Genomic DNA, 13,732 nt, shown 5'->3' on the forward strand with positions numbered 1-13,732 from the left:
AACAACACCGCGATCTGACCCCGCTCACCCGCATCCAACCGACGACCCGGCATGCAACCACCCCTCCGTTGCAACAACCGTATGAAACCGCCCCCGCCCACCAGCGCAGTGCCTCCTCCACAGCCCCGATTCAGCCCGCGATCGTCCCGCTGCACCCTCGAGCCGGACCCCGTGTCGGTGGTCCCTGCTTCAATACTCGTATGACGGAGTTCGGATCGACGGAAGAGGTGCTGAAGCACCTGCGCGCCCTCAGCGACGGCGCCGCCGCGAACGCCCGCGCCGCAGCCCGGCCGCGTCTCGCCGAGGCCCGATTCCTCTACGACTTCCATCGCACGGCCCTCGCCCACCCCGACGCCTTCGCCCGCGGCGCGACCCCCAGCGAGACCCGCGATCTCGTCGAGCGCTCCATCCGCGCAGAGCTCGCGGTCGCGGAGGGTCTGTCGGAGCAGGTGATCGCCCGCCGTCTCGAGAACGCGCAGCTGCTCTTCGAGCACCTCCCGCTGACGCGCGAGCTGCTCGCGCAGGCGCGCCTGCACTGGGAGGAGGGGGAGGCGATCTGCGCGACCGCCAGCAGCCTCCCCGAGGGGTCCCGCGCCACTCTCGATGAGCGCGTCGCGGAGGCGGCGCCGTCGATGACGCTCACGCAGCTGCGTCGCGCCCTGCGCCGTTGGCGGGAGGAGCTGCACCAGGAGTCCCTCGCGGCGCGGCACTCCCGCGCCCGGACGGACCGGGCCGTGTGGGTCACGCCGGACGTGGACGGGATGGCGACGCTCTGCCTGTACGGGCCGGCCCCTGCGGTGATGGGCGCCTACGACCGCGCGGACCGGATGGCGCATTCTCTGCGTGATGCCGGGGATGTGCGCACGCTCTCGCAGCTTCGCGCGGACGTCGCCGTGGACCTGCTCTGCGACGGCGACATCATCGGCACCACCCCCGACGCCGAGGACCGCCCGACCCGACGTTCGTTCCCGGTGTCCGGGCGGAGGTGCGGCTCACGCTCGCGGCTTCCACGGCCGTCGACCTCGACGACGAACCAGCGGAGCTGGACGGCTACGGCCCCGTCCCCGCCGCTGTCGCGCGGGAGCTCATCCGGACGGCGGCCTCCTTCACGCGCGTCCTGACCGATCGGGACACCGGTGCGGTCGTCTCCGTCGGCCGCACGCAGCGCCTCCCGCCGTCCCGCATGCGCCTGCACGTGCAGCTGCGGGATCAGACCTGCCGCTTCGCCGGCTGCCTGCGCACCTCCGCCCGCAGCGAGGCGGACCACACGATCGAGTGGCGCAACGGCGGCGAGACCTCGCTCGAGAACCTCGTCTCACTGTGCACGGCGCACCATCACCTCCGGCACGGCGACCGGTGGACGTACACGAAGGACGACGACGGGACGATCGTGTGGACGACACCGACCGGCAGGCGCATCAGCAACCGGCCGCCCCCGCTGCCCGGGCGGCCGCCGGACCCGCCCCGGCGACCGCGCTTCGTCGATGTGCCGCCGCCGTTCTGACGGTGATGGATCTCGATACGCCCGCGATGCGGGCTACTCGATCAGCAGGGAAGGCGCATCGGCGCGCGCGCCGGCGGTCAGGGCGGGCGAGGCGACAGGGCGTGCGGGGCGCGTCGGCGCGGGCTCGACCATGCTGGTCGAGTAGCCCGCAGGGCGTGTCGAGACCCGCGGTCACCAGGCGCGCGGCTGCCGACGTTCTGCTGCGGGTGGATCGCGCAGAGGGTGGCGTCGGGGGTGCGACCTAGGCTGGCGGAATGACGGATGGGCAGAGGGAGTTCGGGCTCGCGGAGGCGGCGCTGGCCGTGCGGGTGCCGCGCGCCGACGACGACAAGTACAGCCGCGGGGTGCTCGGGATCGCGACCGGGTCCGAGCGCTACCCGGGGGCGGCGGTGCTCGGGGTCGAGGCGGCGGTGCGCACCGGGCTCGGCATGGTGCGCTACCTCGGGCCGGAGCGGCCGTCCGCCCTTGTGCTGGCGCGTCGCCCCGAGGTCGTGACCTCGGCCGGGCGGGTGCAGGCCTGGCTCCTCGGCTCCGGGACGAGCGCGGACGACCGGTCCGAGGACGAGCGCGCCGTCCTGCTCGAGCAGCTGCACTCGGGGGTCCCCGTGGTGCTCGACGCGGGCGCGCTCGACCTGATCGGCGAGGCTCGCGGGCCGGTGGTCGTCACTCCGCACTACCGCGAGCTCGCCGGCCTGCTCACGCGCGCCGGGGTGGACGTCGACGCGGCCGCGATCGCCGCCGACGCGAGCGGCTGGGCGCGGCGCACCGCCGAGCACTTCGGGGTCTGCGTGCTGCTCAAGGGCAGCACCACGCACGTGGTCTCCGGGGGCACCGCCCACGAGGTCAGCGGCTCGACGCCCTGGCTCGCCACGGCGGGCAGCGGCGACGTCCTCGGCGGAGTGCTCGGCGCTCTGCTGGCCGGCCGGGCCGCGGACGCGGAGAGCCGGGGGACGGCGCTCGGGGACGAGGATCTCGCGGCGGTCGCCGCCGCCGCGGCCGTCCTGCACGCGCAGGCCGGCGCGGCGGCGTCCGGAGGCGGGCCGATCGCGGCCCTCGACATCGCCGAGCAGCTCCCCGGCGTCGTCGCGCGGCTGCTGAACTGAAACGCCGGCATCGCCTGCCGCACTGAACCGATCGCGTCCTCGGTCCGTTGACACAGGAGAGGCGGGCTTCCCCCGCGACCCGGACATCGGAGCCGCACAGCCGCCTCATCGGAACCCCCGAGCTCCCGGCCCTAGCGTCGGAGACGACAGCCGCGTCCGACCCCCACACAGGAGAACAGACATGACCGCGAAGACCACGACTCCCGTCCGCTACGCCCTCACCCTCCTCGCCGGAGCCGGCACCCTCGCGGCCCTCGCCGCCTGCTCGAGCACCGCCACCGCCGGGACCGAGGACGCCGGCTCGAGCGCCGCCGCGACCAGCGCGCCCGCCGCCACCTCCAGCGCCTCCTCCTCCGAGTCGACCGGCACCGACTCGACCGGCTCCGCCGCGACCGGCGCCTACGCCGACGGCACCTACGAGGCCGACGGCTCCTACACCTCGCCCGGCGGCAACGAGTCGGTCGGCGTCGAGCTGACCCTCGAGTCGGGCGTCGTCACCGCCGTCACGGTGACCCCCGAGTCCGAGAACCCGACCGGCCAGGAGTACCAGACCCGCTTCGCCAGCGGCATCTCGGGCGAGGTCGTCGGCAAGAGCCTCGACGAGCTCGACGTCACCAAGGTCTCCGGCTCCTCGCTCACCTCCGGCGGCTTCAACGACGCCGTCGAGACGATCAAGGCCGATGCCGCGGCCTGAACCTCTGCACCCTGACGCCGCGCCGACCGCGACCCGGCGCGTCCTCGAGAGCGCCTGGCGGTTCGACGCGATCGGCACCACCTGGCAGATCGACACGGACGCACCGCTGGACGCGGTCGTGCGCGAACGGGTCCGCGCGCGCATCGAGGCCTACGACCGCACCTGGTCGCGGTTCCGCGACGACTCCGCCGCCTCGCGCCTTCGGACCGAGCCCGGCGAGCACGTCTTCCCGGCGGAGGCGGTCGAGCTGTTCGCCCTCTACGACGAGCTCTTCGCGCTGACCGGGGGCGGCGTCACGCCGTTCATCGGCGACGCCCTCGAGCAGCTCGGCTACGACCCGGCCTACTCCCTGGTGCCGCGCGGCCCCGTCGCGCCGGCTCCGTCCTGGGCCGCGGCCCGCGGCGGCGGGGGAGCGACGCTGCGCACCGCCGCCGGAGTCGTGCTCGACGTCGGCGCGGCCGGCAAGGGTCAGCTCGTCGACCTCGTCCTGGACGAGCTCGCGAGCGCCGGTGTCGAGCGCGCCGTCGTCGACGCGAGCGGCGACCTGCGCGCCCGCGGGGTCGGCGCCTACCGCGTCGGCCTCGAGCACCCCTTCGACGCGAGCCGCGCGATCGGCGTCGCCGAGCCGGGCGAGCGAGCGCTCTGCGCCTCGGCCGGCAACCGGCGGGCCTGGGGCGACGGGCTGCACCACGTCCTCGACGGCCGCACCGGCCGTCCCGTCGACACGGTCGTCGCCACCTGGGTCGTCGCCGACAGCACCCTCGTCGCCGACGGACTCGCGACCGCCCTCTTCGTCCGCCCGCCCGAGGTGCTCGCCGAGCGCTTCGACTTCGAGTTCGTCCGCGTGCTCAGCGCCGGCGGGCTGCACTACTCGCCCCGCTTCCCCGGAGAGGTCTTCTGATGCTCGGCACCCTCGATCGCGCCCTCGGTCGCATCACCATGTACCGGCTGGTCTGGCTGACGCTCGCCGCGCTCCTCGTGGTCGCGCTCGGCTACTCCGCCGCCGGGCTGATCTTCTTCACACCAATCGAGATCGCGGCGACGGCGGTCGTGGCGATCGTCTCGACGACCGGGGCGACCTGGCTGATCGCCCGGCTGGTCGGCTCGCCCGCCCACCTCGAGTCGTCGCTGGTGACCGGACTGCTGATCGCGTTCCTGCTCTTCCCGACCTCGGAGCCGCGCGCGCTCCTCGTCGTGGCGCTGATCGGCGTGATCGCGGCGGCCTCCAAGTACGTGCTGGTGTGGCGCGGTCGCCACCTCTTCAACCCGGCCGCCGTCGCGGTGCTGATCGTCGGCATCGCGCAGGGCCTGCTGCAGGACACCCCGTTCGCGGGCTCGCTGACCGCCGCGGCCTGGGCTCTGCCCACCGGCGCGCTCTGGCCGTGGGTGCTGGTCGGCGCGCTCGTCGTCGTCGCACGGGTGCGCCGCTGGGCGATCGTCGTCGTGTTCATCGCGGTCGCCGGCGCCGTGTCCGTGCTCAACTCGGTGATGAACGGCCAGGAGCCCGGAGCCGCGCTGTCGCTGGTCCTGACCGCGTACCCGTTCGTGTTCGCCGGCGCCTTCATGCTGACCGAGCCGCTGACCCTGGCGCCCAAGCGCTCGCAGCAGCTGATCGTGGCCGTCGTCGCGGCTCTGCTCACGACCGTCCCGTTCTCGCTCGGACCGCTGCACGCGAGCCCGGAGCTCGGCCTCGTCGCGGGCAACGCGATCGCGTTCTTCTTCGGCCAGCGCCGGCGGCTGTCGCTGGAGCTGCGCTCCTCGAGCGTCATCGCGCCGGGCATCACGGAGTACCGCTTCGCCCCGCGGACGCCGGTGCGCTTCGAGGCGGGCCAGTGGCTCGAGCTCGACGTGCCGCACCGCTCCGACGGCCGGGGGAGCCGGCGCACCTTCTCCATCGCCTCCGCTCCCACCGACGGCGAGATCGCCGTCGCCATGCGGCTGCCCGAGAAGGCGAGCAGCTTCAAGCGGGCGCTCGCCGGTCTCGAGCCCGGGGCCGTGGTCCGCGTCACGAGCGTCGGTGGCGACTTCGTGCTGCCGGCCGACCCGGCGACGCCGCTGCTCCTGGTCGCGGGCGGCATCGGCATCACCCCGTTCGCGAGCCAGCTCACGGCGATCGCGGCCGGACCGGAGCGCGACGTGGTCGTCGTCTACGCGGCCGCCCGGCTGGAGGACGTGGCGTACCGCGAGCTCCTCCGCGCCTCCGGGGCCCGCGTCGTGCTGGTCTCGCCCGAGGCGCCGGATCGGCTGCCCGAGGGCTGGTCGCACGTCGCCGGCCGGATCACGGCGGAGCGCCTCGCAGACGCCGTGCCCGACGCGCCCCGCCGCGTCGGCTTCGTCTCCGGCTCGCCCGCGTTCGTCGACTCCGTCCGCGGCGCCCTCCGGTCGGCCGGTGCGAAGAAGGTCCGCACCGACGCCTTCGCCGGGTACTGATGCGGCCGGTGGCCGCTCAGGGAGGAGTTCCCAGCGCCGTTCAGGGGTCCGATGAGGTCGCCCTCTACACTGACGCGGTGCCGACCCCTGCCGCCTCAGAGACCGCCGCCCCCCGGGCCTCCTCGCGCCCGGTCGCGTGGCTGCGCGAGAACCGCGACTCCGCCGCCGTGCTGTGGAGCGGCTTCGCCCTCGTGCACGTCCTGCTCTCCCTGCTCGCGCTGTACGCTCCGGGACTGCCGATGGGGGACGTGAGCATCGTCTACAAGGGCTGGATGCGGACCGCCGTCGAGGGCGGCGGGCTCGTCGGCTTCGACACCGGCTGGGTCTACCCGATCCTCGCCCTGGTGCCGATCAGCGCCGCCTGGCTCTTCGGCGAGGCGGGCTACGACCTGACCTGGCTGATCGGCGTGATCGCCGTCGACGCGGCGGCCTTCGCGCTCCTCCTGCACCGGGGCGTCCCCGCCCGGCTCGCCGCGGCGCGCTGGTGGCTGCTCTTCCTGGTGCTCCTCGGGCCGATCGCCGTCGGCCGGATCGACGCCTTCACCGTTCCGCTCGCCATCGCCGGACTGCTCTGGGCCTCGAGCCGACCGGTCGTCGCCGCGCTCGCGCTGACCGTCGCGACGTGGATCAAGGTCTGGCCCGCGGCCCTGCTGGGCGCCGCCGTCCTGGTGCTGCGCGGCCGCTGGCGGCTGGTGGCCGTCGGCGCCGGGCTCTCCGTCGCGATCATCGCCGGCGTGTACGCGCTCGGCGGCGGCGAGTACGTCTTCAGCTTCGTCACCGACCAGACCACGCGCGGTCTGCAGATCGAGGCGCCGGTCAGCACGCTCTGGATGTGGCTCTCGATCGGCGGCTGGGCCGGCAGCTACGTCTGGTACGCCGCCGACATCAACACCTTCGAGATGCACGGCCCGTTCACCGATGTCGCCGCCGAGCTGATGAACCCGGCGCTCGCGCTCGCGGTGATCGGCACGGTGCTGCTCGGTCTCCGTGCGCTGCGCGCGAAGGCGTCGCCGGTGCGGCTGCTGCCGCTGCTGAGCCTCGGGCTCGTGCTGGTGCTGATCGACATCAACAAGGTGCTCTCGCCGCAGTACATCGTCTGGCTGGCGCCGCCGGTGATCGTCGGGCTCGTGGTGGCCGGTCGCGACTTCGCGACGCCGGCGAAGCTGACCCTGGCGATCGCGGTGTTCACGCAGATCGTCTACCCGTACCTCTACCTCTTCCTGCTCTGGTCGAACGCGGGCATGGTGCTGGCGCTGACCGTGCGCAACGTCCTGCTGCTCGTGCTGCTCGGCTGGGTGCTCCGCGAGCTGTGGCGGACGGGGAGCCGCGCGCGGGACGTCTCGCCGGAGGCTTCGGAGGAGCGGTCGCCGCTCGCGCAGACCGCGGTGGCCGACGGCGCCGTCGGCGGTCCGCGCGCCTAGGCTGGTCGGCGGGTCCGGTGGTCGGATCCGCTGGGAGGTCCCTCGTGCTGGTCGCATTCTCCGTCGCTCCGTCCGGCGGTGAGGGCCCCGACGCCTCCGTCCACGACGCCGTCGCCGCCGCCGTCCGCATCGTCCGCGACTCCGGCCTGTCGAATCGCACGACCTCGATGTTCACCGAGATCGAGGGCGAGTGGGACGAGGTCTTCGACGTGATCAAGCGCGCCACCGAGGCGGTCGGCGCCTACGGCTCGCGGGTGTCGCTGGTGTTGAAGGCCGACATCCGGCCCGGCTACTCGGGCGAGATCGACGCGAAGATCGAGCGGCTCGGCCGCGCGCTCGAGGAGTGAGGCGCGCGGGAGCGCTCTCCGACTCGAATCGTTTCGATCCGCTTCCGATCCTCGCTATCGTGGTCCGGTGACCCTCTCCCCAGCCCGGACCCGCCTCGCCCTGCTCGCCCTCGCGATGGGGGGCTTCGGCATCGGCTCGACCGAGTTCGTCGCGATGGGGCTGCTGCCGCAGCTCGCCGCCGACCTGCTCCCGGACGTCTACGCCGTGAGCTCCGAGCAGGCCAACTCGCAGGCCGGGCTGCTGATCTCCGCCTACGCGCTCGGCGTCGTCGTCGGTGCTCCGACGATCGCCGCGGCCGCCGCCCGCTGGCCGCGCAAGCGCCTGCTGCTGATGCTGCTGGCCGCGTTCACGATCGGGACCGTCGCCTCGGCCCTGCTGCCGACCTTCCCGCTCGTGCTGGCCGCCCGCTTCGTCGCGGCGCTGCCGCACGGCGCGTACTTCGGCATCGCCTCCCTCGTCGCCGCCGACCTGATGGGGCCGGGCAAGCGCGGCAAGGGCGTCGCCTTCGTGCTGTCGGGGCTCACGATCGCGAACGTCGTCGGAGTGCCCGCCATCACCTGGGTGGGGCAGAACGCGGGCTGGCGCAGCGCTTACCTGGTCGTCGCGGCGATCTTCGCTGTGACCGTGGTGGCCGTGTGGCTGCTCGTGCCGTTCCAGCGGGGGAACCCTGGGGCGACCATGCGCAACGAGCTGAAGGCCTTCGGCCGGCTGCAGGTCTGGATGACCCTGCTGATCGGCGCGATCGGCTTCGGCGGACTCTTCGCGATGTACAGCTACATCACGCCGCTGTCGACCGAGGTGACCGGCCTGCCGCTGGGCGCCGTGCCGTGGATCCTGGTGGTGATCGGCCTGGGCATGACGGTCGGCAACCTGGCGGGCGGCTGGGCGGCCGACCGGAACGTGCGGCTCGCACTCGTGGTGCTGTTCCTCGGAGTGCTCGTGTCGCTGATCGGCCTGGCGCTGACCGCGACGTCGGTCGTGGGCCTGGTCGTGTTCACGTTCCTCGCGGCGGGCTTCTCGGCGGGGGCCTCGCCGGCCATCCAGACCCGGCTGATGGACGTCGCCCGCGACAGCCAGACCATCGCCGCGGCGCTCAACCACTCCGCGCTCAACATCGGCAACTCCGTCGGCGCCGCTCTCGGCGGGGTGACCATCGCCGCCGGCCTCGGCTACCTGTCGCCGATCTGGGTCGGCGTGGGCCTCACCGCGGCCGGCATCCTGCTCGCGTTCGCCAGCATCGCCATCGACCGCGCCCGCGGCACCGTCGACGCGCCGCGCGACCCCGCCCGCCCCGCCACGGGCAGCGTCCCGGTCAACGCCCTGTAAGGCCGGCCCGGCGGAACCCGCCGGCACCGGACGGGGGGTCTGCATGCCGTCGTGTCGACGCCGGTGGGTCTCGATACGCCCCTGCGGGGCTACTCGACCAGCAGGGAAGCGGGCACGCATCTCTCGGGACGGCGTGCCAGCGGATTTCCGCAGCCGCCGTAAGACGCTCTGCGGAACGCGCCCACCTCAATCCGTTTCGATCAAAATGCCGTCGTGGATGGCGCGCTTGCGCAGCGCGACCTTGGTGCCGACGTCGATGCCGACCACGCGGTACTTCTCGCGGATGCGCTTGAGGTAGGACTTCGCGGTCTCCTCGGAGATGCCGAGCTCGAAGGCGACGGACTTGACGGGCTCGCCGCCGCCGTAGAGCGCCATCACGCGGCGCTCTTGCGCGCTGAGCTTGGGGGCGCCGTCGGAGTCGCCGGTGGAGAGGGCCATGTCGAGTTCGTGCGAGATGTAGGAGTGGCCGTCCTTGGCCGCGCGGATCGCCTCGACGATCATGTCGGCGTCCTCCGTCTTGACGAGGTAGCCGAGCGCACCCGAGGCGAGCGCCTCGCGGACCACGGCCGGCTCGGAGTAGGTGCTCATCAGCACGGTCTTCACGCCGGTGGTCTTCAGGGTGGAGAGCTTGACCGAGATCGGGATGTTGTCCTTGAGGTCCAGGTCGAGCAGCACGACGTCGACGGGGAACTCGGGGTGGGTGAGCAGCTCCGGCCAGGACGCGACCGCGGCGACCAGCTGGATGTCCGACGCGGCGCCGCGGATCCACTCCGTGAGGGCACCGAGGAGCATCTTGTGATCGTCGACCACGGCGAGCGTGATCTTCGGTTCTGCGGTGGAGGTCATCGGTGTCCTTCGGCTCGGCGGGAGGGCGGGGCGGTCGTCTCTGCTCAGCGATCGGCCGGATTCTCGACGTAGCAGTCGATCTCGATCCGGAGCGCGTCGTCGTGGGACGTGTCGCGGAACGCACCGACCTGTGCGATAGCCTCCCACGTCGCGGGATCGACTCCGCGCACGGGCACGCCCTCGGACTGCAGAGTGAGCGGCACCAGCAGGGAGCGCGGCGGGGCGTCGGCGTCCGGTTCGCGCGGTGCTCCGGCTTCGACGTGCAGCACGACGGTGAGCCCGGAGGCGCCGTCGAGGATGAGCCAGATGGCGGAGAGCAGGCCGTCGCGCTGCTGGTGGCCGAGGAGGCCGGCGGTGCCGTCGGGGTCGTGCAGATCGACGAGCGGGGCCAGCAGCTCGGACTCCTGGATCGCGTGGTGCAGCCAGGTCTCGCGACGCCCCTCGATCAGGTGCAGGCGGAGGCTGGTCGCGAGTGCGGCGGCGTGGGCGGCGCGGTGCGGATCGAGCGGCAGGACGGTCGTGCCGTCGCCGACCTCGGCGAGCAGGCGCTCGGCCGCGAGGTCGAGGCGGGCGAGCTCCTCCGAGGCGAGCATGCCGACCGCGTAGCGCGGTCCGAGGGTGGTGCTCTGCACGAGGGCGCGGTCGATCTCGAGCTGGACCATCCGGCGGAAGCCGCGCATCATCACGACCGCGACGACGGCGGGCGCGAGGGTCACGGCCATCGCGCTGATCCGCACCGAGAACGAGGTCTCGTCGCCCGAGCCCATGGCGCTGTAGCCGACGAGCTCGGCGACCGCGATGGCGAAGGCGACGGCGAGGACCTCGATGCTGCGGCGGTGCACGATCATCGCGGCGTGGGCGACCGCGGCGGCCACCGCGGCGGTCGGGACGGCGGCGGACGGGCCGTGCCCGGCGACGGCGATCAGGTCCAGCGCCACGGCACCGGTGATCCCGACGAGCAGGCCGACGTAGGCGGCGGTGGGCAGCCGCTGTCCGCAGACGTGGATGGCGACGACGGTCGCCGTGAAGGAGGCGACGAGGAGGAGCCAGGCGACGACGACCAGCCCCGGCCGCGCGTAGTCGTCGACGGTGGCGAGGAAGACCAGGAGCTCGTAGGCCATCAGCGCCGCCGCGATGCCGGTGAGGCCGCTGCCGAGGTAGCTGGTGCCGAGGGTCTCCTGCTGGCCCTTCCGCGCGCGGGCGGAGCGGGGCGAGCCGTCGGGCCGGCGAGGAGCGGCGCCGGGTCCGCCGAGGAGGGGGGAGGCCCGCTCGGTGCCGGCGCTCACTTGGGCACCTCCAGCACGACGGTGGTGCCGGAGCCGGGCGAGCTGAAGAGCCGGGTGCGGCCGCCGACGTCGGCGAGCCTCGCGACGACCGACTCCTTGAACCCGAGCTTCGTCGCGGGCACCGTGGCGATGTCGAAGCCGGCACCGGCGTCCGTCACCATCGCGCGGACGGTCTGCTCGTCCTCGGTGATCGTGACGTCGGCGGACTCGACACCGGAGTGCCGCCGCACGTTCTCGAGGCACTCGGCGAGGGCGAGCAGGAAGGAGTCGAGCGCGTCGCCCTCGAGGACGACCTCCCCGGAGCCGTGCAGGACGACCTCGAGGCCCAGCCGGCCGAACCGGTCCCGGACGTCCTCGAGCGAGGTCGCGGCAGGCGACGCGGTGACGCTGGTCAGCTGGTACGAGCCGGACGCGCTCGGCGTCGGCGTCCCGCCGAGGCGCAGCTGGCGCAGGAGCTGCGCGTCCTGCGCGGCCTGGCGGCGGAGCGCGTCCTTGGAGACGCCGCGGCCGGAGTGGGCGAGCAGGGTGAGCGTCGCGAGCACCGTGTCGTGCAGGAGCCGCGCTCCCTGGCGGCGCTGCGCCTCCGTCTCGCTGGCCTGCCGCTCGACGCGGTGCGCGTTGCCGATGCTGTCGATGCGCCGGACGACCCGGGGGACGGCCGTGCTGATCCAGAGCGCGAAACCGGCGAGCGTGCCCCAGGGCAGCAGGCTCTGCACGAGCGCGTTGGACAGCATCGCCTCCTCGGCGACCAGCACGGAGACGACCACGCTCGGCACCAGGACGGGCAGGAGCAGCAGCAGCCGGCGGACGGAGGTGGTGACGACGACGGCGACGGTGCTGGTGACGGCGTTGGCGGTGCCGACGAGCACGTATCCCTCGAAGCCGCTGCTCACGCCGATGGCGCTCGCGAGCCCGATGCTCAGTGCCAGGCCGCCGACGGCGAGCAGGAGCACCCAGAGCGTGCGTCCGCTGCGGCCGAGCTGCAGGTGGAGGACAGCGAGTCCGAGGAGCAGCGCCACCGCGAACGGCACGGCGTCGGGCGCCACTGCCCCGGGGCCGAGGACCAGAGCGATCGCCGTGGCGTCGATCAGGAGGCCGATGCCGCACGCGGACTGGCGGAGGAGGCGGTCGCGCTCGCGAGCGCTGCGGACCAACGGCACGGGCACGCTCCTTCCGGTGGGCGGCGCGGGGCGGACCCCCGTCTCACGATAGTCACAGACCGGCGGTCGGCCCGCGGGACGGCCGGGATCGGGTCAGACCGCGAGGAGCCTCGCGAGGTGGCCGCCGACCGCGTCGTCCTCGATGAGGAAGGCGTCGTGCCCGAACGTCGAGCTGATCACCGCGACCTCGTCGCCGTCGATGTTGCCGCGGGCGTGGGCGGCGATGATCCGCTGCCCGTCCACCGGGAACAGCCGGTCGCTGTCGATCCCGAGCACGAGCGTCGGGCTGGTGATCCGCTCGAGCGCCTCGGCCTCGCCGCCGCGCCCGCGCCCCACGTCGTGCGAGTTCATCGCCTCGACGAGGGTGATGTAGCTGTTCGCGTCGAAGCGCCGGGTGAACTTGTTGCCGTGGAAGTCGAGGTAGGACTCGACCGCGAACCGGCCGCCGCCGCCCAGGGGGCTGAGGCCGGACTGCCAGCTCCGCTCGAAGCGGTCGTTGAGCTCGGACGGACTGCGGTAGTTGAGCAGCGCCATCCGGCGGGCCAGCGCGAGGCCGTGATACGGGCCCTTGCCGTCACCGGCGTCGTAGTAGGCGCCGCCCGCGAAGGCGGCGTCAGTGCGGATCGCCTCGAGCTGGACGAAGTTGAGCGCGATCTGGTCGGAGGTCGCGCGCGGGGGAGCGGCGAGGACCGCGAGCCGGGCGACCCGCTCGGGGTGGTCGATGCCCCACTCCAGGGCCTGCATCCCGCCCATCGAGCCGCCGATGACGGTGTGCCAGCGGTCGATGCCGAGCCGGTCGGTGAAGAGCGCCTGCACGGCGACCTGGTCGCGGATCGTCGTGTACGGGAAGCGCGCACCCCACTCGTGCCCGTCGGGGGCGAGCGAGGCGGGGCCGGTCGAGCCCTGGCAGCCGCCGAGCATGTTCGGAGCGACGACGAAGTAGCGGTCGGTGTCGATCACGAGGCCGGGGCCGACGAGTCCGGACCACCAGCCGTCGGTCGCGTGACCCGGGTCGCCGCGGCCGATGAGGTGCGAGTCGCCGGTCAGCGCGTGCAGGACGAGGATCGCGTTGTCGCGTGCGGGGGAGAGCTCGCCCCAGCTCTCGTAGGCCACCCGGACGTGGGGGAGGCGACCGCCCGCTTCGAAGGCGTACGGGCCGATCTCGACGAAGCGCCGGCCGCCGGGGTGGTCGCCCTCGCGCCAGGCCCCGGTGGCAGGGGGCTTGCCGATCACCGAGCGGAGCTGGCGCTCGGTGACGAACGCCGAAGGGACGGTGTCCTCGAGTGTCTGCTGCCAGTCCATAGCGGTGTCCATCGTGGCAGAGCGCAGCGGGCGCCCGGCCTTTGTTACGCGGGGGTGACGCTCGTCCTGCTGATCGAGTAGGCCGCGGAGCGGCCGCCCACCCATGCTGATCGAGTAGGCCGCGCAGCGGCCGAATCGAGATCCGCCGTTCTCAGCAGGGTGGGTCTCGATACGCCGCTGCGCGGCTACTCGACCAGCATGAAGGGCGCCGCTCCGCGGCTGCTCAACGGACGGAGGCGCGCCGTTTCATGCTGATCGAGTAGGCCGCGGAGCGGCCGTATCGAGATCCGCCGTTCTCAGCACGGTGGGTCT

Annotated in this window: 13 protein-coding genes; 9 read left to right on the plus strand and 4 right to left on the minus strand. The window is 73.4% G+C overall.

Going from position 1 to position 13,732, the window contains the following annotated elements:
- Window positions 1-200: 200 nt before the first annotated feature.
- The 9 genes from EDF36_RS21540 to EDF36_RS03510 all read left to right on the plus strand — a co-directional run bounded on the left by EDF36_RS21540 (window position 201) and on the right by EDF36_RS03510 (window position 8,826).
- Entirely contained in the window at window positions 201-1,121 is a 921-nt protein-coding gene (locus EDF36_RS21540; RefSeq protein ID WP_148059961.1) for a DUF222 domain-containing protein, read from the plus strand.
- Window positions 1,122-1,195: 74 nt separating this feature from the next.
- Complete coding sequence (locus tag EDF36_RS21545) at window positions 1,196-1,504, plus strand: HNH endonuclease signature motif containing protein (RefSeq protein WP_221181603.1); 309 nt, start codon at window positions 1,196-1,198, stop codon at window positions 1,502-1,504.
- Window positions 1,505-1,758: 254 nt separating this feature from the next.
- Window positions 1,759-2,607, plus strand: coding sequence for an ADP/ATP-dependent (S)-NAD(P)H-hydrate dehydratase (locus EDF36_RS03480; protein ID WP_123702700.1), 849 nt, complete (start codon window positions 1,759-1,761; stop codon window positions 2,605-2,607).
- Between the two features lie 181 nt (window positions 2,608-2,788).
- Entirely contained in the window at window positions 2,789-3,301 is a 513-nt protein-coding gene (locus tag EDF36_RS03485) for an FMN-binding protein (RefSeq protein ID WP_123702702.1), read from the plus strand.
- Complete coding sequence (locus EDF36_RS03490; protein WP_123731950.1) at window positions 3,288-4,202, plus strand: FAD:protein FMN transferase; 915 nt, start codon at window positions 3,288-3,290, stop codon at window positions 4,200-4,202. The genes EDF36_RS03485 and EDF36_RS03490 overlap by 14 nt, the downstream gene beginning before the upstream one ends.
- Window positions 4,202-5,731 carry an RnfABCDGE type electron transport complex subunit D gene (locus EDF36_RS03495; protein WP_123731951.1) on the plus strand — a complete coding sequence of 510 codons (1,530 nt, stop codon included), beginning with the start codon at window positions 4,202-4,204 and terminating at the stop codon, window positions 5,729-5,731. The genes EDF36_RS03490 and EDF36_RS03495 overlap by 1 nt, the downstream gene beginning before the upstream one ends.
- A gap of 77 nt (window positions 5,732-5,808) precedes the next feature.
- Window positions 5,809-7,152, plus strand: a complete 1,344-nt coding sequence (locus tag EDF36_RS03500) for a glycosyltransferase family 87 protein (protein WP_185020352.1) — start codon at window positions 5,809-5,811, stop codon at window positions 7,150-7,152.
- A 44-nt stretch (window positions 7,153-7,196) separates the two neighbouring features.
- The gene (locus tag EDF36_RS03505) at window positions 7,197-7,499 is read left to right on the plus strand and encodes a thiamine-binding protein (protein ID WP_123731953.1); all 303 of its coding nucleotides are present in this window, start codon (window positions 7,197-7,199) and stop codon (window positions 7,497-7,499) included.
- A gap of 115 nt (window positions 7,500-7,614) precedes the next feature.
- Window positions 7,615-8,826 (plus strand): MFS transporter, encoded by a 1,212-nt coding sequence (locus tag EDF36_RS03510; RefSeq protein ID WP_123704698.1) that lies wholly within the window; start codon window positions 7,615-7,617, stop codon window positions 8,824-8,826.
- 186 nt (window positions 8,827-9,012) lie between these two features.
- Here the strand turns inward: EDF36_RS03510 and EDF36_RS03515 are convergent, their stop codons facing one another.
- The 4 genes from EDF36_RS03515 to EDF36_RS03530 form a co-directional block, all read right to left on the minus strand.
- Complete coding sequence (locus tag EDF36_RS03515) at window positions 9,013-9,672, minus strand: response regulator (RefSeq protein ID WP_123445394.1); 660 nt, start codon at window positions 9,670-9,672, stop codon at window positions 9,013-9,015.
- A 44-nt stretch (window positions 9,673-9,716) separates the two neighbouring features.
- Entirely contained in the window at window positions 9,717-10,958 is a 1,242-nt protein-coding gene (locus EDF36_RS03520) for a hypothetical protein (RefSeq protein WP_123731954.1), read from the minus strand.
- Window positions 10,955-12,118: a sensor histidine kinase gene (locus EDF36_RS03525; RefSeq protein ID WP_260300513.1), complete on the minus strand. Its 1,164-nt coding sequence runs from the start codon at window positions 12,116-12,118 to the stop codon at window positions 10,955-10,957. Before EDF36_RS03525 ends, EDF36_RS03520 begins: the two co-directional genes overlap by 4 nt.
- A 93-nt stretch (window positions 12,119-12,211) precedes the next feature.
- The gene (locus EDF36_RS03530) at window positions 12,212-13,420 is read right to left on the minus strand and encodes a homoserine O-acetyltransferase (RefSeq protein WP_123731956.1); all 1,209 of its coding nucleotides are present in this window, start codon (window positions 13,418-13,420) and stop codon (window positions 12,212-12,214) included.
- Between the last annotated feature and the right edge of the window lie 312 nt (window positions 13,421-13,732).

Origin of the sequence: Rathayibacter sp. PhB152 (assembly GCF_003751395.1) — a bacterium.
GTDB classification, from domain to species: Bacteria; Actinomycetota; Actinomycetes; order Actinomycetales; family Microbacteriaceae; genus Rathayibacter; species Rathayibacter festucae.